The sequence below is a fragment of the Fusicatenibacter sp. genome (assembly GCF_050872605.1).
Classification (GTDB): Bacteria; Bacillota; Clostridia; order Lachnospirales; family Lachnospiraceae; genus Fusicatenibacter.
Genome location: NZ_JBNMHD010000015.1, coordinates 36524 through 59479 on the forward strand (window position 1 = coordinate 36524; position 22956 = coordinate 59479).

General features: G+C 48.4%; 19 protein-coding genes. 14 read left to right on the forward strand and 5 right to left on the reverse strand.

The window, feature by feature from the left end:
• Window positions 1–68: 68 nt before the first annotated feature.
• The 4 genes from ACY2VT_RS06490 to murC all read right to left on the reverse strand — a co-directional run bounded on the left by ACY2VT_RS06490 (window position 69) and on the right by murC (window position 5368).
• A complete protein-coding gene (locus tag ACY2VT_RS06490) occupies window positions 69–1259 on the reverse strand; it encodes a ribose-phosphate pyrophosphokinase (protein ID WP_022463223.1) in 1191 nt (396 codons plus the stop codon).
• Entirely contained in the window at window positions 1256–2254 is a 999-nt protein-coding gene (locus ACY2VT_RS06495; RefSeq protein ID WP_461879325.1) for an ATP-binding protein, read from the reverse strand. Before ACY2VT_RS06495 ends, ACY2VT_RS06490 begins: the two co-directional genes overlap by 4 nt.
• A gap of 21 nt (window positions 2255–2275) precedes the next feature.
• Entirely contained in the window at window positions 2276–3439 is a 1164-nt protein-coding gene (locus tag ACY2VT_RS06500) for a DnaD domain protein (RefSeq protein WP_461879326.1), read from the reverse strand.
• A 537-nt stretch (window positions 3440–3976) separates the two neighbouring features.
• Entirely contained in the window at window positions 3977–5368 is a 1392-nt protein-coding gene (gene murC / locus ACY2VT_RS06505) for a UDP-N-acetylmuramate--L-alanine ligase (protein WP_461874847.1), read from the reverse strand.
• Window positions 5369–5929: 561 nt separating this feature from the next.
• On the opposite strand from murC, the gene ACY2VT_RS06510 reads away from it, so the two are divergent.
• From ACY2VT_RS06510 to ACY2VT_RS06525, 4 genes are all read left to right on the forward strand, one after another.
• A complete protein-coding gene (locus tag ACY2VT_RS06510; protein WP_461879327.1) occupies window positions 5930–7201 on the forward strand; it encodes a glucose-1-phosphate adenylyltransferase in 1272 nt (423 codons plus the stop codon).
• 1 nt (window position 7202) lies between these two features.
• Window positions 7203–8318, forward strand: coding sequence for a glucose-1-phosphate adenylyltransferase subunit GlgD (gene glgD, locus ACY2VT_RS06515; protein WP_177268039.1), 1116 nt, complete (start codon window positions 7203–7205; stop codon window positions 8316–8318).
• Between the two features lie 28 nt (window positions 8319–8346).
• The gene (gene spoVG, locus ACY2VT_RS06520) at window positions 8347–8637 is read left to right on the forward strand and encodes a septation regulator SpoVG (protein ID WP_022463229.1); all 291 of its coding nucleotides are present in this window, start codon (window positions 8347–8349) and stop codon (window positions 8635–8637) included.
• Window positions 8638–9010: 373 nt separating this feature from the next.
• Complete coding sequence (locus tag ACY2VT_RS06525; RefSeq protein ID WP_461879328.1) at window positions 9011–10078, forward strand: P1 family peptidase; 1068 nt, start codon at window positions 9011–9013, stop codon at window positions 10076–10078.
• A gap of 1 nt (window position 10079) precedes the next feature.
• On the opposite strand, the gene ACY2VT_RS06530 is transcribed toward ACY2VT_RS06525, so the two are convergent.
• Window positions 10080–12050 (reverse strand): sigma 54-interacting transcriptional regulator, encoded by a 1971-nt coding sequence (locus tag ACY2VT_RS06530; RefSeq protein ID WP_461879329.1) that lies wholly within the window; start codon window positions 12048–12050, stop codon window positions 10080–10082.
• A gap of 290 nt (window positions 12051–12340) precedes the next feature.
• On the opposite strand from ACY2VT_RS06530, the gene ACY2VT_RS06535 reads away from it, so the two are divergent.
• The 10 genes from ACY2VT_RS06535 to ACY2VT_RS06580 all read left to right on the forward strand — a co-directional run.
• Complete coding sequence (locus tag ACY2VT_RS06535) at window positions 12341–14056, forward strand: ABC transporter substrate-binding protein (RefSeq protein ID WP_461879330.1); 1716 nt, start codon at window positions 12341–12343, stop codon at window positions 14054–14056.
• A 140-nt stretch (window positions 14057–14196) separates the two neighbouring features.
• Window positions 14197–15117, forward strand: coding sequence for an ABC transporter permease (locus tag ACY2VT_RS06540; protein WP_461874839.1), 921 nt, complete (start codon window positions 14197–14199; stop codon window positions 15115–15117).
• 12 nt (window positions 15118–15129) lie between these two features.
• On the forward strand, window positions 15130–16014 hold the full coding sequence (locus ACY2VT_RS06545; protein WP_177270328.1) for an ABC transporter permease subunit: 885 nt from the start codon (window positions 15130–15132) through the stop codon (window positions 16012–16014).
• Between the two features lie 15 nt (window positions 16015–16029).
• Window positions 16030–17043, forward strand: coding sequence for an ABC transporter ATP-binding protein (locus tag ACY2VT_RS06550; protein ID WP_461879331.1), 1014 nt, complete (start codon window positions 16030–16032; stop codon window positions 17041–17043).
• A 1-nt stretch (window position 17044) separates the two neighbouring features.
• On the forward strand, window positions 17045–18037 hold the full coding sequence (locus tag ACY2VT_RS06555) for an ABC transporter ATP-binding protein (protein WP_117805054.1): 993 nt from the start codon (window positions 17045–17047) through the stop codon (window positions 18035–18037).
• Entirely contained in the window at window positions 18034–18834 is an 801-nt protein-coding gene (locus ACY2VT_RS06560; RefSeq protein ID WP_461879332.1) for a M55 family metallopeptidase, read from the forward strand. Before ACY2VT_RS06555 ends, ACY2VT_RS06560 begins: the two co-directional genes overlap by 4 nt.
• Before the next feature lie 43 nt (window positions 18835–18877).
• Complete coding sequence (locus ACY2VT_RS06565) at window positions 18878–19969, forward strand: M42 family metallopeptidase (RefSeq protein WP_173812724.1); 1092 nt, start codon at window positions 18878–18880, stop codon at window positions 19967–19969.
• A 98-nt stretch (window positions 19970–20067) separates the two neighbouring features.
• Window positions 20068–20808 carry a gamma-glutamyl-gamma-aminobutyrate hydrolase family protein gene (locus tag ACY2VT_RS06570; RefSeq protein ID WP_055226730.1) on the forward strand — a complete coding sequence of 247 codons (741 nt, stop codon included), beginning with the start codon at window positions 20068–20070 and terminating at the stop codon, window positions 20806–20808.
• Window positions 20809–20937: 129 nt separating this feature from the next.
• On the forward strand, window positions 20938–22248 hold the full coding sequence (locus tag ACY2VT_RS06575) for a CapA family protein (RefSeq protein ID WP_461879333.1): 1311 nt from the start codon (window positions 20938–20940) through the stop codon (window positions 22246–22248).
• A partial coding sequence (locus tag ACY2VT_RS06580; RefSeq protein ID WP_461879334.1) for a M20/M25/M40 family metallo-hydrolase occupies window positions 22241–22956 on the forward strand: 716 nt, incomplete at its 3' end. The genes ACY2VT_RS06575 and ACY2VT_RS06580, both read left to right, overlap by 8 nt.

Genomic DNA, 22956 nt, shown 5'->3' on the forward strand with positions numbered 1-22956 from the left:
AAAATATAAACAAACGCCGAAACCGTTTTTGTGACAGTTTCGGCGTTTGTGAAAGATTCACAGGAAGATCAGATCTTCTCGTGATTCTTAAATTTTTTAATAACCTTCTGAATCCGATCCGCCGGATCCAGCAGTCCGCTGATGGAGGCGTCGTGATTCAGCTTGTCGATGATGAGAGCGATATATTTGCTCAGGTCGCAGCTGATGTAATACTCGCGGGAGAGAAGCTCCGGTGTCTGGTATACGACGTTGGTGGTCAGAACCTTTGTGAAGAGTCCTTCCTCATAAGCCTTGTCGAATTTCTCCAGTCCGCTGGTGAACAGTCCGAAGGTCGAGCACATGTAGATGTTGCGAGCCTCACGATCCTTTAAGAGTTTGGCAACTTCCAGCATACTCTCGCCGGAGGAGATCATATCGTCGATGATGATCATATCTTTTCCTTTGACATCGGCACCGAGGAACTCATGGGCAACGATCGGGTTGCGTCCGTCGATGATGGTGGAGTAGTCGCGGCGTTTATAGAACATACCCATGTCAACGCCAAGGTTGTTTGCCATATAGATGGCACGGCCCATACCGCCCTCATCCGGGCTGATGACCATCAGATGATCCTTGTCGAGCTTCATATCCGGTGCATTGCGCAGGATGTTTTTGATGAACTGGTAAGCCGGCTGGATGGTTTCAAATCCATGCAGCGGAATCGCGTTCTGGACACGCGGGTCGTGAGCGTCGAAGGTGATGATGTTTTCCACGCCCATAGCGGTCAGCTCCTGCAGACCAAGTGCGCAGTCGAGAGACTCTCTTCCAGATCTCTTGTGCTGGCGGCTCTCATACAGGAATGGCATAATGACATTGATTCTGCGGGCTTTTCCACCGATGGCTGCGATGACACGCTTCAGATCCTGGAAGTGGTCGTCCGGAGACATGTGGTTGGTGTAGCCGCACAGAGAATAGGTCAGGCTGTAGTTGCAGACATCGAGCAGAATGTAGATATCGTCACCGCGGACAGATTCGTTGATGATACCCTTTGCCTCGCCTGAACCGAAACGCGGAACCTGAGACTGGATAATGTAGCTGTCACGCTCGTATCCTTCATAGGCAGCGACATATTTTTCCGCAAATTCATTGCCGCGTCCTTTTCTCCAGCTGACCAGATAATCGTCGACCTTTTTTCCAAGTGCGGCGCTGCTGTTCAGCGGGATCAGTCCCAGTCTTCCGATTGGCAGTGTGTCAAAATGTCCTTCAGTTCCCTTACTCATGCTTTGGTTCCTCCCAAAAGTTTTTTCTGGATCCGAATATCGTTTCCAAAAAGTTTAATGATGGTGTAGTTACTTGAAATTCGTGAAAAGGTACGTTCTGAGTACGTCTCCATGAAGCGGTCAAGGGGCAGGTTCGTGGAGATGATCGTCGATTTCTTCCGCAGGATGCGTTCGTTGATGCAGAGAAAGAGCTGGGAAGAGACGAAGCTGTTGGTCAGTTCCGTACCTAAATCATCAATGATCAGAAGATCGCAGTCAAAGATATTGGCGTGAGCGTCTTTTTCTTCTTCTGAACTGGAAAAGGTGTAGCGTGCAAACAGGTCAAACAGATCAAATGCAGTAAAATAAATCACACAGAACGACTGCTCGATCAGCTCGCGGGCAATACAGTGCGAAAGAAACGTTTTTCCGACACCAGTGTCGCCGTAAAAGAAGAGATTTTCAAACGACGAACCGAAATTGCGGACGAACGCCTGACTTTTTTCGAGCGCGGCAGCAGCGGCCTCGCGGGAAGTGAGCGGTGTTCCGGTACTGGTCAGGCTGTCCGAGTAGTAATCCATGGAGAACTGGCTGAAATTTTCGGTTTTCAGAAGCTCCTCCACATTGGACTGCCGGTACAGAAGAGCGACGGCAGCTTTTTTGAAGCAGGCGCATTTCTGCGTGCCGTTGATGTAGCCGGTGTCGCGGCAGAGCGGGCAGTCATACGTCAGCTCGAGATAGTCTGCCGGGTAGCCGTGCATGGAAAGAAGCGCCGCGCGTTCCTGGGAACGGTCACGGATGGCAGCATTCAGGTCGAGATCCATGGAAGCGTCTCCGTTCAGCATCGCTTTTGCTTTCCGGACCGAGAGGGATGCAATCTCGGCGTCGATTTCCGCAAGGCGCGGAATCTTTTCATAAGCAATGCGGATGTGCTCCTGCTGTTCTCTCTGGTGGCGGAGCTGCCGTTCGTTGTACATGCGCATAATCGCATCGTATTGCGGGTTTGTCAGTGCCATAGTTGTTTCGTCCTCCGGGCGTTATTTCAGAAGCTGTTCTTCTAACTTCTGGTAGTCGTATTCTCTCTGATGGAAATTGTTGAAGCGGTTATTCGAAGCAGCAGGAGCGGTTTTTCGTGCCGCATTCTGATCCGATGCGGTTTTTTTCCTTTTCTGGTGCTCCGCATCGCGCTGCTCGACGTCTGCCATGGAGCGGACGCCCTGTTCCTTCCATTTGGAGAGAATGCCTTCCGCGTACTGGAAACTCGGCTGGCCGATCTTGGAAACGGTGCGCTGACAGGCTTCGGTGATAAGATCAATCGTAAAACCGTAGGTATTCAGCCAGCGGTCCATCATCTCGGCTTCTTTTTCCACCGGTGCGCGGTTGCGGATGCCGAATGCTTTCAAAATTGTGTAGTAATGTTTGTTGAATGTCGTGGTCTCCTGTTTGGCAGAGGCAACATCGTGGATTCCGCTTTCCTGCCAGGCGAGTCCTACCTTTTTCAGGTAGTGGATGCTGGTGCTTCCCTTCGAAACACAGTATTCCACCAGGTATTCCAGAAGATCCGCGGAAAAATGGAGATCATCATAGAAAAACATGATGCATTCGATTTCCGTCGGCGACAGAAGATGACCGAAATACGTCTGCGCAACGTAAAGAACATGCTGCAGTTCTTCGCGGCTGCCGGGAGCGTGTTTTTTTTCTGCTGACTGTCCGGAAATACCGGAACTGGAAAGATCATCTGCCGGAGAAGAGACAGATGGGGCAGAAACGGCCGGCTGTGGTGATGGAGCCGGGTTTTGTTCCGTCTGCGGGATTTCAACGGATACAGCAGAAACAGCCGGTGCAGCCGCAATCGGACCGGAAATCGAGGATTCCGGTGTTGGAAGGATTCCGCTTTCTTCCTTCCGGACAAGCGGCAGAAAGGCGATTCCGGTCGGAACGCTTTCCCCGGCGGTGTAGGAGAGCGAGAGGAGTCCCTGCTTCTCCCAGTATTTCAGCGCACGGACGATATCGTTTTCCGTGCAGGAAAAAAAATCTGCCATCGATGACAGAGCGGAATCCTGCTGATGGTCTTTGACCAGCTTCAGCAGATAAAGGTACACTTTTACAAATTCTCCGTTGGCTGCGGGCATATATTGTTCCAGAAAAAGATCCGGCACAGCAGTCACACTGGCCAGGCAGTCATTGTTTAATGTCAGCATACTCAAAATTACACCATCCTGTTCTTATCGTGCGGCAGATTTTTACTTTTAGCGATCTGTTTTTTTATTATACGTCTTGCCTTCTCATACACAATCAAGTATAACACAGTATTTTCGACAAGTGAATAGGTGTTTTGCGGAAAAAAACATTCCGGGAAAAAGGCACGGTGGATGAAAAAGGACTGTGGACAATGTGGATAATGTGGAGAAATCCGTTCTGCGGAATATTATCATCTACCAAAAATGTTGAAAAATGGCGGAAAACAGGGAAGTGTAGGAATTTCTGTTGATATCGTTATGTAAACAAAGTTATACACAGGGAATCCACATTGTGTGGATCGTAAAAATGTGTATAAAATTGTGGACAATGTGGATAACTCTGAAAACAGGCGGAAATACAGGAAAATAGCTGTGAATAAAATTGTGCGTAACTATTTGGCGAAAAGACAGATTGTGTGGATTCGGAGCAAAAAAAGACCCTGTGGAAAAAGGAAAACTCCATTTTCCACAGGGAGCAGGTAAAGCGAAAGAATGATTTTATTTTTCGAAAGCAAGAAGCTCCTCACCGATTTTTACAACGTCTCCGGCACCCATGGTGATCAGCATGTCGCCCTCGGCAAGATTTTCGTTCAGATAGTTTTCGATTTCCGCAAAGGATGGGAAATATTCGCAGGCAGTGCCGAGTTTTACAATGCGCTCCTGGATATCTTTGGAGGAGATGCCGAGCGTATCGGTTTCTCTGGCTGCGTAAATATCGGCGAGAACCACATGGTCTGCCAGGGAAAGAGCGGCGGCGAAATCATCGAGCAGCGCTTTCGTTCTGGTGTAGGTATGCGGCTGGAAAACGCACCACAGGGTTTTGTGTGCACAGTTTCCGGCAGCTTCCATCGTTGCACGGATTTCGGTTGGATGATGCGCGTAATCGTCGATCACCTTTGCTCCGTGGCAGGTGCCCTTGTACTGGAAACGGCGGTCGGTTCCGCGGAAGGTCGCAAAGCCTTCGTGGATGGCGTCTTCCGGCAGCTGCAGTTCATCGGCCAGTGCGATGGCAGCCAGTGCATTGGAAACATTGTGGAGTCCCGGAACCATCAGCGTGTAGTGGCCGCGCAGTTCGCCGCGGCAGATGCAGTCGAAGGACGGGTGATCCAGCTCATCGTAGGTAATGTTGGCAGCAGTATAGTCAGCGGCAGCCTGGTTTTCCAGTGCGTAGGTGACAACCTTACAGCCAAGACCTTCGGTCACGTAATCGTATTTCGGTGTATCGGCATTGATGATCAGCATGCCGTCGGCCGGGAGCAGACGGGCAAACTCGCGGAAAGAGTGGCGGATGTCGTCGATATCCTTGAAGAAGTCGAGATGGTCCGCATCCATGTTGAGGATGATGCCGATTTTCGGGAAGAAGCTTAAGAAACTGTTGGTGTACTCACATGCCTCGGTCAGGAAAGTTTCGGAGTGGCCGACACGGATATTTCCGCCGATGGACGGAAGAATACCGCCGACAGAAATGGTCGGATCACAGTCGGCTGCCATCAGAATGTGGGAGAGCATGGAGGTTGTCGTTGTCTTTCCGTGGGTACCGGAAACGGCGATCGGTGTATCGTAGTTGCGCATGATCTGTCCGAGCAGCTCGGCACGGGTCAGCATCGGAATGCCGGCAGCTTTGGCAGCGGCAAACTCCGGGTTGTCCGGGTGGATCGCTGCAGTATAAACGACAAGGTCGATGCCAGGAATGATATTTTCCGCCTTCTGGCCGTAGAAAACCTGTGCGCCAAGAGAAGTCAGGTGGCGGGTCAGGTCACTTTCCTTTGCATCGGAACCGGAAATCGTAAAATTTTCTTTTAAAAGAATCTCAGCAAGGCCGCTCATGCTGATGCCGCCGATGCCGATAAAATGTATATGGATTGGTTTACTGAAATCTACTTCGTACATAGTATCTCCTTCAATGTGTCTTTTCACTGAATTGGGGAATTTTTCTCAACTAATCATAGGAAGGAACAGAGTAAAATCCAAAGCCGTTTCCCCGGAATCCGGCCGGAACTGTTCTGGCTAATAGTATACACGTATTTGCCGGAAAAGTAAAAGAAAAAAAGCACAGGAAAACGAAAATGAAATAAAAAATAATAGATAAGTAGTGTAAACGAAACTATATGCAAAATAATATATTGCAAATCAAAACCGGCGTAGTGTGACAAAAACTGATAAAAATTCATGAATGAGATGTCGAAAATTGTAGAAAATCATGATTTGGCTTTTGGCGCAAAAAAAAATGCATAGTCAAAAGTGATAAAATATAAGAAAAAAATAAAGAAAGATTATAAAAATCGTTCACAATGGGAAAGAAGTGTGATATAATTTTAGATGTAGTTATCAAAGAAGTGCGTGGATATGAAAAGCCAGGACCGACAGGGATTATTTCTGAAGGCAGACAGAAAGTATACCGTACATTCTTACAGTTACTGCAAATCTTTAGATACGACAAGAGGTGATTGCATGATTAAGAAAGAGATGATAGCAATGCTGCTGGCAGGCGGCCAGGGAAGCCGTCTCGGTGTGCTCACAGAGAAAGTGGCAAAACCGGCAGTAGCATTTGGCGGAAAGTATCGAATCATCGACTTCCCGCTCAGTAATTGTATCAATTCAGGAATTGATACGGTAGGCGTACTGACCCAGTATCAGCCGCTGCGGCTGAATACCCATATCGGAATCGGTATTCCGTGGGATCTCGATAAAAACGAAGGCGGCGTAACCGTTCTGCCGCCATACGAAAAAAGTACAAACAGCGAATGGTATACAGGAACGGCAAATGCAATTTACCAGAACATGGCTTATATGGAAACATACAACCCAGAATATGTTCTGATTCTTTCCGGTGACCACATTTACAAGATGGATTACGAAGTAATGCTGGATTACCACAAAGCAAACCACGCGGACGTAACCATCGCATGTATGCCGGTACCGATCGAAGAAGCAAGCCGTTTCGGTGTCATGATCACAGACGGAAACGGAAGAATTACCGAATTTGAAGAAAAACCGGAGCACCCGAGAAGCAACCTCGCTTCCATGGGTATCTATATTTTCAGTTGGAAAGCGTTAAAGGAGTCTCTGACGGCCCTGAAGGATCAGCCGAGCTGTGACTTCGGAAAACACATTCTGCCGTACTGCCGCGACAACGGAAAACGCCTGTTTGCGTACGAGTTCAACGGCTACTGGAAGGATGTCGGAACGCTTGGCTCCTACTGGGAAGCAAATATGGAGCTGATCGATATTATTCCGGAGTTTAACTTATATGAGGAATTCTGGAAAATCTATACTAAAGGTGATATCATCCGTCCGCAGTATGTTTCCGGGGACGCTGTCATCGACCGCTGTATCATCGGCGAGGGTGCTGAGATTTACGGCGAGGTACATAATTCTGTCATCGGCGCGGATGTGCGTATTGAAAAGGGTGTTGTCGTAAGAGATTCTATTATTATGCGCCACAGCACAATCGGTGAGGGAACCCAGGTCAATAAGGCCATTATTGCGGAGAACGTACAGGTTGGCAAGCATGTTGTAATGGGCGTTGGCGAGGAAGCGCCGAATGTCTTAAAACCGAATATTTACGGATTCGGACTTGTGACCGTTGGAGAAAAGGCAGTCATTCCGGATGGCGTAACCATTGGAAAGAATGTCTGCATTTCCGGCGAAACTTCCCCTGAGGATTACCCGGATGGCACACTTCCGTCCGGCGGAGCAATTGTAGAAAAGGACGGTGAGTAATATGAGAGCATTGGGAATTATTCTTGCAGGCGGTAACAACAACAAAATGAGAGAGCTGTCCAACAAAAGAGCCGTTGCAGCTATGCCGGTCGCAGGCAGTTTCCGGAGCATCGACTTCGCTCTGTCCAGCATGGCAAACTCTCATATTCAGAAAGTGGCTGTCCTGACACAGTACAACGCCAGATCCTTAAATGAGCACTTAAGCTCCTCCAAATGGTGGGATTTCGGAAGAAAACACGGCGGTCTGTTCGTATTTTCACCAACCGTTACAACAGATAACAGCTGGTGGTACCGCGGAACCGCAGACGCGATCAGCCAGAACCTGACCTGGCTGAAAAACAGCCATGAGCCATATGTAGTCATCGCTTCCGGTGACGGCGTATACAAACTGGATTTCAACAAGGTGCTGGAGTACCATATCGCAAAACGCGCCGACGTTACCGTGGTATGCACCGAGTCCAGAGAAGCAGATACCAGCCGGTTCGGTGTCCTGAAGATGAATGAGGACTGCCGCATCGAGGAGTTTGAGGAAAAACCGATGGTTTCCAGCTCCAATGTGATTTCTACCGGTATCTATGTCATCCGCCGCCGCCAGCTGATCGAAATGATTGAGCGCAGTGCACAGGAAGACCGCTACGACTTTGTAAAAGATATCTTAATCCGTTACAAGAACCTGAAACGGATTTACGGCTACAAGATCAATACCTACTGGAGCAACATTGCTACCGTAGATTCCTATTACAGAACCAACATGGATTTCCTGAAACCGGAGGTAAGAGATTACTTCTTCGGTCAGTATCCCGGCATCTACTCCAAAATTGACGACTTTCCGCCGGCAAAATACAACCCGGGCTGCGTAGTGAAAAATTCCCTCGTATCCAGCGGCTGTATCATCAACGGACAGGTTGAGAACTCTGTTCTGTTCAAGAAAGTATATGTAGGAAACAACTGTGTGATTAAAAACTCCATCATCTTAAACGATGTCTATCTTGGAGACAACACTCACATTGAGAACTGTATTGTGGAAAGCAGGGACACCATCCGTGCAAACTCCTATCATTGTGGTGAGGACGGCATCAAGATTGTTGTCGAGAAAAACGAAAGATACGCCATCTGATTATGAGGTGAAAGGGGCATAAAAATTTATGAACATTACAGACGTTAGAGTACGCAAGGTTACAAAAGAAGGAAAAATGAAGGCGGTTGTGTCCATCACAATCGATGACGAGTTTGTCGTACACGATATTAAAGTAATCGAAGGAGAGAAAGGACTGTTCATCGCAATGCCGAGCCGTAAGGCTACGGACGGGGAGTACCGCGATATCGCACATCCGATCAACTCCGGAACCAGGGAAAAAATTCAGACTATTATCCTGAAACAGTACGAACAGGCGATGGCAGAAGCGGAAGCAGAGGAAGCTGCTGCAGAAGCCTGAGTAAAAAAATGCCCCCGGGCGGAAAACGGAAGTGGTTACGTTTTCCGCCCGGGGGCGTTTTTACGTCAGCAAAAAAGAAAGATGACGATATACAAAAGTATATCGCCATCTTTTTATGAGGGGGGAGATAGTGAGTGGTTTATCAACTATCCGAGATTTATTATAAAAGGAATATGTGAGCAAAGTGTGTCCAAATTCTAAAAGAAATGGAAAAAATATAAAGAAAAGAAGAAAAATTGCGGGAAGAGGTATGGACAGAAGCAAGAAGAGAGCGTAAAGTGAGAGAAAAATGTACCTTCGGAGTCTTTTTGTGCCTGTCTTTGTGTGAACTGAAAAATTCCGGGAGTACATCATAAAAAGAGGAGGAAACAGGATGAGACAGAAGAGAATCAGCGATTACGGATATCGGATTGGCCATCGTGAAAGCGGTCCGCGAAACAAAATTACGGATGTACCGGGGGTGCGGGTAGGCCATGCGACGGTGGAAGACGGAAATCAGCATACCGGTGTGACGGTGATTGTACCGGGAGAGGGGAATCCGTTTCTGAAGAAATACCTGGCGTCTGCTTACGTGCATAACGGTTTCGGAAAAACATGCGGTCTTGTACAGATACAGGAACTCGGAACTCTCGAAACGCCCATTGCCCTGACCAATACACTGAATGTCGGAAAAGTGGCGGATGCCATGATTTCCTGGATGATACAGCAGACCAAAAAAGAAGGAGAAGATGTTTTCTCTATCAATCCGGTTGTCGGAGAATGCAACGACTCGAGGATCAATGAGATTGGGAACCGGGCAGTGGGGGAAAAAGAGCTGTATCAGGCACTGGAGCAGGCGGATACAGACTTTGCGGAAGGAGCTGTCGGTGCCGGAACAGGAACGATCTGTTATGGACTGAAAGGGGGAATCGGATCGTCATCCCGCACGCTGGTACTTGATGGAAAAACATATACCATCGGTGTACTGGTACAGTCGAATTTCGGGGCAACCAGAGATTTGAAAATCAGTGGAAAACCGGCAGGGGAGAGGATCCTGGAACAGATCCGGAAAGAAGAATGCGGAAGCAGCGCCGAAGACCGGGGATCCATCATGACGGTTCTGGCGACGGATCTTCCGGTATCGGAGCGGCAGCTGTACCGGATCATCCGCCGCTGCGGAGTCGGAATCGCCAGAACGGGAGCCTATACCGGCCACGGAAGCGGTGAAATCATGATCGGATTTACAACGGCAAACCGCGTGGATACAAAGAGTACATGTGAAGTGGAAGCGTGCGCCCGGATAAAAGAAGAAAAAATTAACGAGGCATTTGAAGCTGCGGCAGAGGCTGCGGAAGAAGCAATCCTGAACTCTATGGTAACCGCAAAGGAAAAAAGAGGCCTGGACGGAGCCAGATACCGCAGCCTTGCCGAGTTTCTGGAAAAACCGGGATTTCTGGAATAAATCATTTTTCCAGAACCATACGCCCCAGCTCAGAGATTTCGCATCCGCCCTTTGTGCGGTGCACGATGAGATAACCGGCGGAAGAAAGCTCTCCGAGCACGGTGCGCAGAGCCGCTTCGGATACAAAGGTTTCTCCGTCGGCCAGTCCGTTTTTGATGGCCAGGCGGCCTGCTTTCGGATGCGTCGATACGAAAGAAAGAACCTGATATTGAAGATCGGTGAGGGAAACATCAGCCATCTGGCGGGAGCGGAGGTACGTCGGCAGGTCGGAAAGCTGCAGTTTATGACTGTTGTACCGGGTAAACAGGCTGCAGGACAGATTGTACAGCTCATGAATATTTCCGGGGTACGCATACTCCTTCAAAAAGCGCAGAAGCCCTTCCGAAAAGATCCGGTCGCAGGTCATATCGGAATTGTGGAAAAACTGAAGCAGAAAGTAATTGAGAAGATCGGGAATATCCTCCCTGCGTCTGCGGATCGGGACGGTCTGAAGCTCCGAAGCACTTAAAAGATGAAAAAGCTCCCGCAGGAAGGTTCCTTTTTCTACTTTTTTGTAAAGGTTATCATCCGCAATGGCAATGATCCGCACATCGAAACGGTGGGTTTCCGGTGCGGAAAAGAAATTTCCATGAACATTGGTAAGAACATTGACCAGCAGATCCTGAATGGCAAGCGGGAAACGGTCCACCTGGGAAAGAACGAGTGTGCCATGGTTGGTTTCGGCAAGAAGCCGGAGCAGGGAGGCTTCGGTCAGATCATTTCCCGGAGAGTGAAGAACGGAAAACGGATAATGGTGGCGGCGCGAAAAATTGTGGATTGCACGTGCGAGTGTCCGGCGCTGTGTACCGCTTTCCCCCTGGATCAGAATCGGAAAATCAAAAAGTGCAAGATGTCTGGCCTGGGTCATTAGATTCTGGACGGAATCTGCGTGGGAAAGGGAAAGAGAAAATGTACGGGAGGAAGCAAAAAAAGTGCTTTCTTCCGTTTTTTCTTCTTCGGCTGCCGGTGCCTCTGTGGATCTGCCCCCGGGAAGAAATGCAAGGAAAACAGGCTCTGTATCCGGAAACACCATAGAAAGAACGCTTAACGTAATCTGTGTCTTCTGATCCGAAAGGAGAATGGTCCAGTCGCCGTTGCGGTCGAAAGCAGTATCTGCGTAGGCAGGCGGAAGACATTCCGAAAAAGGCTGCCCTTCAAAATTGGAGGAGGGAAGAGAGAAGGCATGTGCAAATTTAGCGTTCATAAACTGAATGCGGCCATCCGCGCCAAACAGACAGACGCCAACGGGAAGAGAGAACAGGATCACCTGCATGAGCTGTTCGGTCTGCACATAATTGGTATAGTAGGTTTCTGAGGTCTTGACGGTGTGAAGAATCTGATTGACGTAATTGCGCGATACACGGTTTACGGTCTGCAGAGGAATGTTGAAATATTCGCAGAGCTGTAAAATAGTAGAAATATCGATGATACGGTTGCCGATATCCAGCACATTCGGAATGCGGGAAGGAACGAGCTGCGGCTCGCCGGCGGTAATGGCAAACTGAATGTCAGACTCGGTATCCTTGCATCCGGGATAAAACGGAACAAAGTCATATTGGGTGATGCCGCATTCCTCGAGCTGGGAAATGATAGCGAGCGTGGAGGATTTATCGTCGTTTACCAGATAGACACGTTCATGCGGCGGAATCTGAATGATTTTATCCAGAAACATATGGTTGAAGACACGGTCGCAGGCGAGCTGCAAAATGGAGGAGTCGATGGTAAGCGGAAAGGTTTCCAATGCACGGGCGCTTGGAAAAAGGACGCACTGGTATCCCCGGAAGAGAGAGGGGTCTGTGGCCTGTTCCCTTAAAAGGGTATTGAAGGTGAGATATTCACCGAGCACGGAGTGAAGATAAGACTGAAATTCGGAAAGCATTCGCTTCCGGGAAGAAATGATCAATACGTTGCCAAGTTTTTGCGTTCTGTTCATAAAGGATCCTCTTTTCCTGCTAAAAAGTGGTAATGGGTTAAAAATTAGGATAATTATACCATTTTTGACGAAAATAAACAACCTAAATGCAAAAATACAAAAAAGAAAAGAAAAAAACAGGAAGAATGCTTTGACATAGTGACGCATTACATCTATAATACCGATTAAGCAAAGGGGCTGTAAAATAAAGGTAAGGCATCTTTGCTCTTTTTTATATCTCATAGTTCTGTTATCTGTGAAAAGAAAGAACAAAGAAAACAGCAACACTTGCAGAAAAGGAGGAGACAACAATGAAAAAAAGACATGTAATGCGTGCTCTGGTTGCAGCAGCAACGGCACTGGCACTGACAGCATGTGGATCGACTGGTTCTTCTGACACAAGTAAGAGCACATCGACAGCAGCTACATCAACAGCATCCGCTGCATCGACCTCATCCGGTTCGGAAGCAGATACGGAGAATACCATCACGATTCCGGCAGGCGAGTCGGTATCCCAGGATTCTGATGTTACGGCAATGGTAGCTGTGGATTTTACCACCATGGATCCGATGGATACTTCCGATACACTTTCCGGCGGTGTACAGCGAATGATGATGGATGGCCTGTTTGGATTTGATGAGAATATGCAGATCATTCCGATGCTGGCAACCAGTTACGAAGCAAACGATGAAGCAACCGAGTATACGATTCATCTTCGTGAGGGCGTAAGTTTTACCGATGGAACTCCGTGGAATGCAGATGCCCTGATTGCAAACGTAAACAAATGGGCAGACAAGAGCCTTGGACTGAAACGTACTACATTCCTCTGTAATGTTCTGGATCATGCAGAGAAGGTAGATGACTATACCGTTACAATTTATTTATCACAGTCATTCGGTGCTTTCATCAGCAACCTGGCACATCCGGCTACACTGATCATGAGTCCGAAACAGATTGAAGCAGGAGAAGATGCCTGTGCACAGGCACCGGTAGGAACCGGCCAGTACAAATTTGTTGAGTGGGTTGCCGGTGACCATATGAAAGTAGAACTGAACAAAGACTGGTGGGGATATGACGCAGACGTCTGTGGCGGAACTGCTCTGGCAGATGCAGATGCAGGATTTAAGAGCATTACATTCAAACCGGTTGCAGAAAGTGCTACCCGTGTATCTGCAATTCAGGCAGGTGACGCACAGATTATGTGGTCTGTACCGACCGAAAGCGTTGACACCTTAAAAGGTGACAGCAACGTATCCGTTGGAATGGGCGACAGCATCACCGTATGGTACTTCTTCATGAATACACAGAAAGCACCGTTCAACGATGTTAAGGTTCGTGAGGCAATGGCTTATGCAATCAACAAAGAGGCATATATCCAGGTAGTTATGAACGGTTACGGTTCTGTGGCAACTTCTATGGTAGGAGAAGCTGTTCAGCACTACAAAGGAAATGATCCGTATTCCTACGATCCGGAAAAAGCAAAAGAGCTGTTAAAGGAAGCAGGATATCCGGATGGATTTACCACAACACTGATGTACACCAACACGACAGCAAACCAGAAAAAAGCAGAGTTCTACAAACAGCAGCTTGCAGAGGTTGGTATTGATCTGGAACTGAACGGAATGGAAAGTGCCGTTCTGAATGAAAAGGTTCAGGGAGCTGACTGTGCAGGAGCAGACGCTGAGGTTGACTGCTACTTAAGCGGATGGTCTACCTCCACCGGTGATGCCGACTGGGGACTTCGTCCGATGCTGGCAACCGAGTCTGAGCCGCCGATGAGCTACAACATCAGCTACTATGAGAACGAAAAAGTAGATCAGCTTCTCAAAGATGGTCTTGCAACTGCAGATGAAGACAAACGTGGTGAGATTTATGCAGAAGTACAGGATATTGTATGGCAGGATCTTCCGCTGCTCTGCATCGCAAACGATAAAAATATCTGGGCAACCAGCAACAACATTACCGGAGTATATCTGTTAGGTGATGGAAGCATCGGCATGAGAAATGCCAGAATGGCAGCCGAATAACGGCAGACTGAAACAAGGATATGAAAAAGACCCCGGCGTCCTTCTGTCAAAAGAGGGCGCCGGTTTCTTACAAACAGGAAAGCAGGCAGTGATCCGTGGGATTGTACCTGTAGGATAAGCATGAAAGTAGGAGATACAATATGCCAAAATATATACTGAAGCGTATTGTGGGTACGATCCCCACACTGATTATTGTTATTACATTTGTATTTTTCTTTGTCCGCCTGATTCCGGGAGATCCGGCGAGACTCGTTGCAGGAGAGCAGGCAACACAGGATGATGTAGAGGCAGTAAGAGAAGAGCTTGGCCTCAATAAATCCATTCCGACACAGTATGTTACCTACGTGACGGGACTTTTGAAAGGAAATCTCGGAACCTCTCTTCGTACAAAGCAGCCGGTTACAAAGGAAGTTGCGGGAAGATTCGGAAATACCGTTCGTCTGGCATTTGTCACATTGCTGTGGAGCTCGGTTGTGGGTGTACTCTTTGGCGTATGGTCCGGAACACACCGGGGAAAATGGCAGGATTATACCGGAATGACGATTGCGGTCTCGGGTATTTCCCTCCCCTCGTTCTGGATCGGCTTCCTGCTGATTATGCTGTTTGCGGTAAAGCTCCGAATTCTGCCGACAACAAGCGGAACGAGCCTGAAAAGTCTGATTATGCCGTCCATCACACTCGGCGTCGGAATTGCAGCCGTGATTGCACGATTTACGAGATCCTCCATTATTGAGGTGTTAAAAGAAGATTACGTCAGAACAGCAAGAGCAAAAGGAATCAAAGAAAAGGTTGTGATCTGGAAGCATGCGTTCCGCAACTCCATGATTTCCGTCGTGACGGTTGTGGGTCTGCAGTTCGGCTTTCTGCTGGGTGGCTCTGTTGTCACAGAAACGGTATTTGCCTATCCTGGTCTTGGATCCCTTCTGATTGAATCGGTCAATTACAGAGATTATCCGGCAATCCAGTCCCTGATTCTGATCTTTTCGCTGCAGTTTATCGTCATCAACCTGATTGTCGATATCCTCTATGCGGTTCTGAATCCGGAAATTAAACTTCAGTAGGAGATGAGTGGAATGAAAGAAAAGAAAAAAGTACAGACCGAGAGCCAGGAGAAAATTAAAACTCCGTTTTCTGAGATGGTTCGAAAATTTAAAAAACAGAAAAATGCAGTAGTTGCGCTTTGTTTTATCATTTTCCTCATTTTCCTTGCGTTTTTCGGAAGCAAAATTGTGCCGTACGGAATCAATGAGTATGATTACAATGCGATTCTTCAGGGACCAAGTATGAAGCACCTGTTTGGAACGGACGAGTTTGGACGGGATCTGTTTTCCCGTATCGTCTGTGGAACCCGGATTTCACTTGCGGTCGGATTCGGCGCTGTTACGGTCGGTGCGGTCTGTGGTACCATCCTCGGACTTCTGGCCGGATATTACGGCGGATGGATTGATTCTATTATTATGAGAATCTGCGATGTCCTGTTCGCTTTTCCGGGACTGATCCTTGCAATTGCCATTGTGGCAATTCTCGGAAGCGGCATGGCCAACGTCGTGATTGCGGTCGCTGTCTTTTCTACACCGACCTTTGCACGGCTTGTCCGAAGCAAAACGCTGAGCCTGAAAAATTCCGTCTTTGTCCTGGCGGCACGGAACATCGGTGTTTCCGATGCAAGAATTCTGTTTCACCATATTCTGCCGGGAGCCATTCCGGACATCATTGTACAGTATTCCATGTCATTTGGATCTTCCATTCTGACAGCATCGAGCCTTTCCTTCCTGGGAATGGGCGCACAGCCGCCGACACCGGAATGGGGACTGCTTCTTTCCAACGGAAGAAACTATATGGCAAGTGCAATGTATGTGACGATTTTCCCGGGTCTTGCGATTTTCCTTACCGTACTGAGCTTTAACCTGTTAGGCGACGGACTTCGCGATGCACTCGATCCGAAACTTTCCGATTGATAAGGAGGAGCAGAAGTGGCTACTGATAACGTACTTGAGATAAAAAATTTACATACGTATTTCTATACCGATGGCGGCGTGATCAAAGCAGTAGACGGTGTCGATGTGGAGCTTCGACGCGGCGCAACGCTTGGTATCGTAGGCGAGTCGGGAAGTGGAAAGAGTGTGACATCCCTCTCTGTGATGGGATTACTGACCGGAACGAAAGGAAAAATTGCTGACGGCGAAATCCTGCTGGATGGCGATGATATTGTAAAGCTGACGAAGGAACAGCAGAGAAAGCTGCGCGGAAGCAAAATTTCCATGATTTTCCAGGAACCGATGACCAGTCTGAATCCGGTCATGAAGATCGGGGATCAGGTGGCAGAATGCGTTCTGCAGCATGAAAAAATATCAAAAAAAGAGGCACTGAAAAAGGCAGAGGATATGCTCCGGAAAACGGGCGTTCCGCGCGTGGAGCATATGATGAAGGAGTATCCGTTCCAGCTTTCCGGCGGCCAGAGACAGAGGGTCATGATTGCCATGGCGCTTGTATGTAAGCCGGAAATCCTGATTGCGGATGAGCCGACGACTGCACTGGATGTAACGATTCAGGCACAGATTCTGGATCTGATGAACCAGCTGAAAAAAGAGACGGGTACATCCATCCTGTTTATTACACATGATCTTGGCGTTGTCGCAGAGGTCTGCGATGATGTTGCCGTTATGTACTGTGGCCGCGTGGTAGAGCGGGGAGATGTAAAAACAATTTTCGCCAATCCGTCCCACCCGTATACGAAAGGACTGCTGGGATCGATTCCGAGACTGGGAGATGCCGGAAAAGAACTGAATTCGATTCCGGGAAACGTTCCGAACCCGAAATATATGCCGAAAGGCTGCAAATTTGCGCCGCGATGTCCATACGCTTCGGAAAAATGCCGCGAGGCAGAACCGGGATTTTTCCAGATCGGGGAAGGCCATATCAGCAGATGCTGGCTCTGCGAAAGCGGACAGCTCAAAACAGACCACGTAGAGAAGGCAGGTGACTAGGATGTCGGATACATTACTTAGAGTAGAGGATTTGAAAATTTATTATCCGGTTGCCGGAAGCGGATTTGGGAAAAAGGAATTCGTCAAAGCGGTAGACGGAGTTACCTTTGAGGTAAAAAAAGGCGAGGTGTTCGGAATTGTAGGCGAGTCCGGCTGCGGAAAATCCACACTGGGAAGAGGCGTCTGCAAACTGGAAAATCTGACATCGGGTCATGTGTATCTGGATGGCGAAGATATTACAGAATACAATGACCGGAGAATGCGTTCCGTCCGGAAAAAGGTACAGATGGTTTTTCAGGATCCGTATGCGTCCCTGAATCCACGGATGTCTGTTTTTGACATCATTGCAGAGCCGCTGCTGGTGCATCATCTGTATCAGGATAAAGCGGATCTGGAAAAGAAAGTGCTGGATCTTTTGCACAGGGTAGGACTGGATGACTACCATGCAAACCGTTACCCACATGAATTTTCCGGCGGTCAGCGTCAGAGAATCGGAATTGCCCGCGCACTTGCGGTAGAACCGTCTCTGATCATCGCAGACGAACCGGTTTCGGCACTGGATGTGTCCATTCAGGCGCAGGTCCTGAATCTTTTAAATGAACTGAAGCATGATCTGGATCTGACCTACATTTTTGTGGCACATGACCTGAGCGTTGTGGAATACATCAGTGACCGTGTCGGCGTTATGTATCTCGGTAATTTCGTGGAAGTCGGAGAAAAAGAGAAAATTTACAGCAATCCGATGCATCCGTATACGCAGGCACTGCTTTCTGCAGTTCCGGTTCCAGATCCGACGGCAAAAAGAGAAAGAATTCTGCTGGAGGGAAGTATTCCGTCCGCGCACAAGCCGCCGACAGGCTGCAAATTCCATACCAGATGTCCAAAATGCATGGAATGCTGCAAAACACAGGCGCCGGAGCGGTATGAAGTGGATGACGGACATTACGTATATTGTCATCTTTATGATAAAGAAAGAAGGGAACAGCAGAAATGAAGCTTTTTATCAGTGCAGACATCGAGGGATGTGCCGGAGTGGCACTGACCGATGAAACACATAAGAAGGAAAGCGTGTACCAGAGATTTGCAGAGGAGATGACCGAAGAGGTCGTTGCGGCATGCGAAGCAGCGCATGAAGCGGGCGCGGATGAGATCGTTGTAAAGGACGGTCACGGAGATGCATCTAACATTGACCCGCTGAAAATGCCGGAATATGTCACCCTGATCCGGGGAAAGAGCGGTCATCCGTATAATATGATGTATGGCATCGATGACAGCTATGACGGTGTGTTGTATCTTGGATACCATGCACCGGCAGGAGATCCGAATTTTTCGATCAGTCACACATCGACAGGAAACAGCCTGTATATCCATCTGAATGGAAAAGTGATGAGTGAGTGCATGCTGAACAGCTATACGGCAGCATCACATCACGTACCGGTGCTGTTCCTTTCCGGAGATGAAGAGATCTGCCGGCAGGCCAAGGAACTGGTTCCAGGCATTACGACGGTGGAAACGAAGCATGGTGTCGGTGCGGCAACATGGTGCAAAGCGAAAGGAAAGGTGATTTCCGAAATCCGGAAAGGGGTAAAAAAGGCAGTTGCCGGACAGAAAAAAGAGTGCCAGGTGGCCCTTCCTGAGCACTTTACGTATGAGGTAACCTACAAAGACTGGAAAAAAGCGTACACGATGTCGTTTTATCCGGGAATGCAGAAGGTAGATACCTTCACAAATAAGCTGGAGACAGACCGCTGGATGGATATTGTCACAGCACATTGCTTTGTTGTATATTAAAAATATAAATCTGACAGAAACCCAAAGAAAAGAGGATAAAACAATGGATATAGAAATGTTTGGTAAGCTTTCCGATGCATTTGGACCAAGTGGATTCGAGGAGGATGTCATCCGTACCATCGCAGATTACTGCAAAGAGTTTGATGTGGAAAATGACGCAATGAATAACCTGTATGTGCGGATGCCGGGAACAGAGAAGGATTCCCGTCCGGTCATCCAGCTGGATGCCCATCTGGACGCATGCGGTTTCATGGTACAGAATATCCAGGACAACGGATGCCTTGGCATTATCATGCTTGGCGGCTTTCATCTGACCAGCCTTCCGGCACATGCGGTATGGATCCGCACCAGATCCGGAAAGATGGTACATGGTATTATCTGCGCAAAACCGGTTCATTTCATGACAACAGCGGAACGCAGCAGTCAGACTCTTGAAATTGAAAAAATGTATGTGGATGTCGGAGCAACCAGCCGCGAGGAGGTTGAAAATGTTTTCGGAATCCATATCGGTGATCCGATGATGCCGGATGTAACCTTTGAATACGATGCAGAGCATGAGATCTGCTTCGGAAAAGCATTTGACAACCGGGCCGGCTGCGCATGCATCGTAGATACGATGAAACAGCTGGAAAAGGAGCAGGCTTCTCTTGCGGTTAATGTTGTCGGCGCCTTTGCAGCACAGGAGGAGGTCGGAACCCGCGGTGCTGTGGTAACAAGTCAGATTGTAAAACCGGACCTTGCCATTGTATTTGAGGGATCTCCTTCCGATGACTTTTTCATCAGCGCAGGACAGGCACAGGGCTGCATGAAGAAGGGTGTTCAGATTCGTATCCTGGACAACAGCTATATTTCCAATACGCAGTTTATTTCACTGGCCGAGGAAGTAGCAGAAAAATGCGGAATTAAATACCAGGAGAGCGTAAGAAGAGGCGGAAGCACAAACGCAGCAAAAATCAGCGTGACAGGAAAAGCAGTTCCGTGTCTGGTGCTTGGTGTTCCATCCCGCTATGCGCACAGCCATTATAATTTCTGTGCAAGAGAAGATCTTGAAGCGGCAAGTGCGATGGCAGCAAATGTGATCCGGGCATTGGATGAAGAAAAAATCCGTCATATCTGCCATCAGGATGTACTGTAAAAAAATCGGATAACGAAAGAAAAAAGAATGCCGGAAGCGGGTTCACAGGAAAGGTGAAGCCGTTTTCGGCATATCTGGTAAAAAAGGAGAGTTTACAAGTGAGAAAACCGATCATTGGAATCTTGGGAAATACGTATAAAACACAGCCGGGACTTTTTTCAAGTGCGGAGAGAATGTATGTCAACAGCGATTATATCGAATCAGTTCTGAACAACGGCGGAATTCCGATGGCAATTCCGGCAGTTGCCATGAAAGCGGATCCGGAAGGCATACTTGCTGTGTGCGACGGAATTCTGGTTCCCGGCGGAGAGGACTTAAATCCGTGGTATTATGGAGAAGAGCCAAAACCGCAGATCCAGACGATCCGTCCGGAGATCGACGAGGCCTGGTTTGCACTTGGACGGGCAGCAAAAGAGATGGGAATGCCTATGCTTGGCATCTGCAAAGGAATTCAGTTTTTAAATGTCCTGTGCGGCGGTGATCTGTACCAGGATATCTATACACAGAAGGAAACCACAATTTTGCATCTGCAGTCCCTGGAGCGGTCTTATCTGCATCACCATGTGGAAATTAAAGAGGGAACCCATCTGGCAGAAATCCTCGGGGCGGGAACCCATGCGGTAAACTCCATGCATCATCAGGCAGTGCGTACGCCGGGAGAGGACATCGTGGTTTCAGCAACGGCGCCGGATGGAACTATCGAGGCGATAGAAAGCCGCAACGGACAGATTGTGGCTGTACAGTGGCATCCGGAAGGGCTGATCCACTCAGCGCCGGAGATGAACCGCCTTTTTGCGGATCTGGTAGAAAGAAGCAGCAGATACAGAGAGAAAAGGTAACGATTTGGAGCTATGTAAAAGGAAAGAAAAACCGGGATGGGACTTTTGAACCGTTACGAAAAAATAAGAATGGATAAAGATGCGATTCCAAAAGCAGAGAGCAGGAATCGTTCGGGAGGCAAAAAAAGAATGAACAGAACAATAAGAGTATCGGCGGCAGGTGATATTCTGATTATGAAACGGCTTCTGCCGGGATATCAGGATGTTTTGCCGATTCGCGAATTTCTGATGCAGGGAGAGGTTCGGATGGCGAATCTGGAAACGACGATATCGGACGGCAGCTGTTACGCATCGGCGTATTCCGGCGGAACATGGCTGACTGCAGATGCGAAGTGTCTGGAAGATACCATGCGTTACGGTTTTAATTTTCTTGGGATTTCGAATAATCATACGATGGATTATTCCTACGAAGGACTGGCATCTACGATCAGCGAACTGAAAAAAAAGGATGTGGCATATGCCGGAGCAGGCAAAAATCTTTACGAAGCATCGCGTCCTGCCATTCTGGACACAACAGCGGGACAGATTGCGGTGATTGATATCTGTTCTACCTTTGAAAATGCAGCCAGGGCGGGAAGCCAGACGGAACGGCAGCCGGGCCGGCCGGGCTTAAATCCGTTGCGTTTTTCGGAAAAATATACCATTACGGAGAAACATGCGCAGGATCTTGCAAAGATTGCAGAGGTGACTGGAATCAACGGACTGCGGGATCTGCACCGGCAGGAGGGATTTATCGCTCCGCTTCCCGAGGGTGTCATGGAATTTGGCGGGAAAATGTTTGAAATCAGCAAGGACGGAACAGAGGGAAGAAGCTCCAGCCCGAATCCGATCGATGTGAAACGCACCGTCGATGCAATCCGGGAAGCGAAGATGACATGTGAGGCAGTCCTGGTTATGGTACATTCCCATGAAATCCGTAAGGACAATGACGAGGAAGCGGATTATTTTCTGGAGGAATTTGCACACGCCTGTATCGATGCGGGAGCCAGTGCGGTGATCGGGGGCGGAACGCATCAGCTGAAGGGAATCGAACTGTATCGTGACTGTCCGATTTTCTATTGCCTCGGAAATTTTATTTTTGAAAATCAGTATGTACGCCTTCTGCCTGCGGACTACATGGAAAAATATGGTCTGAATATTCACACGGCAGCATCCATCGGAATCGCCAGGCGGCAGGAGCAGTCCTCACATTCCCTCTACGAAATTCCGGAGGTCTATCGGAGTGTGCTGCCGTATTTCGAGATCTGTCAGGGGAAATGCACACATCTGGAGCTTCTGCCGGTCGAGCTTGGTATGGACAGGGAAAACGCAGAAAAAAATATTCCGTACGTGGCAGACGAAAAAACAGCAGAAAAAATTGCAGAATATCTCACCCGCGTGAGCAAGAGATATGGAACAGAATGGGAATACAAAGAAGGAAGGATTGTACTTCATGCGTAAAAAATGGGAAATAGAAGAAGAATACCGAAACTTTTGCCGGAACAACAAAGAACTTGCGCTGCAGACGCTGCGGGAGCTGACACTGACCCCGACGGAAACGGGAAAAGAGGATCAGAGAATCGCATATTGCATGGAATGGATGAAACAGCAGGGCATGGAGTCGGTTCATACGGATGAGCTTGGAAATGTAATCTGGGAGTATCGGCCGGAACAGGAAAAGAAGGTTCTGTATACGGCGCATCTGGACACCGTGTTTTCGCTGGAGGAACCGCTGGAAATCAAAGAAGACGGAATGATATGGCGTTGTCCCGGCATCACAGACGATACCGTGAATGTCGTGATGCTTCTGATGGCGGCAAAATACGTTCATGAGACAGAGCCGGAACTTCCCTGTGGTCTGATTTTTGCAGCGGATCTGGGAGAAGAAGGGCTTGGCAATCTCTGCGGCGTCCGCGCACTTGTCGACCATTATGAAGAAAATCTGTGCGGAATGGCAGCCTTTGATCTGTATCGGGATAAAATGTATCCCATCTGCATCGGATCTGTCCGATATCGGATTTCGGCAAAAACAAAGGGCGGTCATTCCTTTCTGAATTTCGGAAGAAAAAATGCCATTGCAGAGCTTGCGGGCCTGATCGGAGAGCTTTACCGTTTTCAGACGGATGCAGCATCTCATACGACATACAATGTGGGAAAAATAGAGGGAGG

Excerpts from the sequence above, each read along its gene's own strand:
- ACY2VT_RS06555 (WP_117805054.1), top strand. The coding sequence starts at position 17,045 with ATGTCGGATACATTACTTAGAGTAGAGGATTTGAAAATTTATTATCCG.
- ACY2VT_RS06500 (WP_461879326.1), bottom strand. The coding sequence starts at position 3,439 with ATGCTGACATTAAACAATGACTGCCTGGCCAGTGTGACTGCTGTGCCG.
- ACY2VT_RS06540 (WP_461874839.1), top strand. The coding sequence starts at position 14,197 with ATGCCAAAATATATACTGAAGCGTATTGTGGGTACGATCCCCACACTG.
- ACY2VT_RS06545 (WP_177270328.1), top strand. The coding sequence starts at position 15,130 with ATGAAAGAAAAGAAAAAAGTACAGACCGAGAGCCAGGAGAAAATTAAA.
- murC (WP_461874847.1), bottom strand. The coding sequence starts at position 5,368 with ATGTACGAAGTAGATTTCAGTAAACCAATCCATATACATTTTATCGGC.
- ACY2VT_RS06510 (WP_461879327.1), top strand. The coding sequence starts at position 5,930 with ATGATTAAGAAAGAGATGATAGCAATGCTGCTGGCAGGCGGCCAGGGA.
- ACY2VT_RS06535 (WP_461879330.1), top strand. The coding sequence starts at position 12,341 with ATGAAAAAAAGACATGTAATGCGTGCTCTGGTTGCAGCAGCAACGGCA.
- ACY2VT_RS06525 (WP_461879328.1), top strand. The coding sequence starts at position 9,011 with ATGAGACAGAAGAGAATCAGCGATTACGGATATCGGATTGGCCATCGT.
- ACY2VT_RS06490 (WP_022463223.1), bottom strand. The coding sequence starts at position 1,259 with ATGAGTAAGGGAACTGAAGGACATTTTGACACACTGCCAATCGGAAGA.
- ACY2VT_RS06565 (WP_173812724.1), top strand. The coding sequence starts at position 18,878 with ATGGATATAGAAATGTTTGGTAAGCTTTCCGATGCATTTGGACCAAGT.
- ACY2VT_RS06560 (WP_461879332.1), top strand. The coding sequence starts at position 18,034 with ATGAAGCTTTTTATCAGTGCAGACATCGAGGGATGTGCCGGAGTGGCA.
- spoVG (WP_022463229.1), top strand. The coding sequence starts at position 8,347 with ATGAACATTACAGACGTTAGAGTACGCAAGGTTACAAAAGAAGGAAAA.
- ACY2VT_RS06495 (WP_461879325.1), bottom strand. The coding sequence starts at position 2,254 with ATGGCACTGACAAACCCGCAATACGATGCGATTATGCGCATGTACAAC.
- ACY2VT_RS06575 (WP_461879333.1), top strand. The coding sequence starts at position 20,938 with ATGAACAGAACAATAAGAGTATCGGCGGCAGGTGATATTCTGATTATG.
- glgD (WP_177268039.1), top strand. The coding sequence starts at position 7,203 with ATGAGAGCATTGGGAATTATTCTTGCAGGCGGTAACAACAACAAAATG.
- ACY2VT_RS06530 (WP_461879329.1), bottom strand. The coding sequence starts at position 12,050 with ATGAACAGAACGCAAAAACTTGGCAACGTATTGATCATTTCTTCCCGG.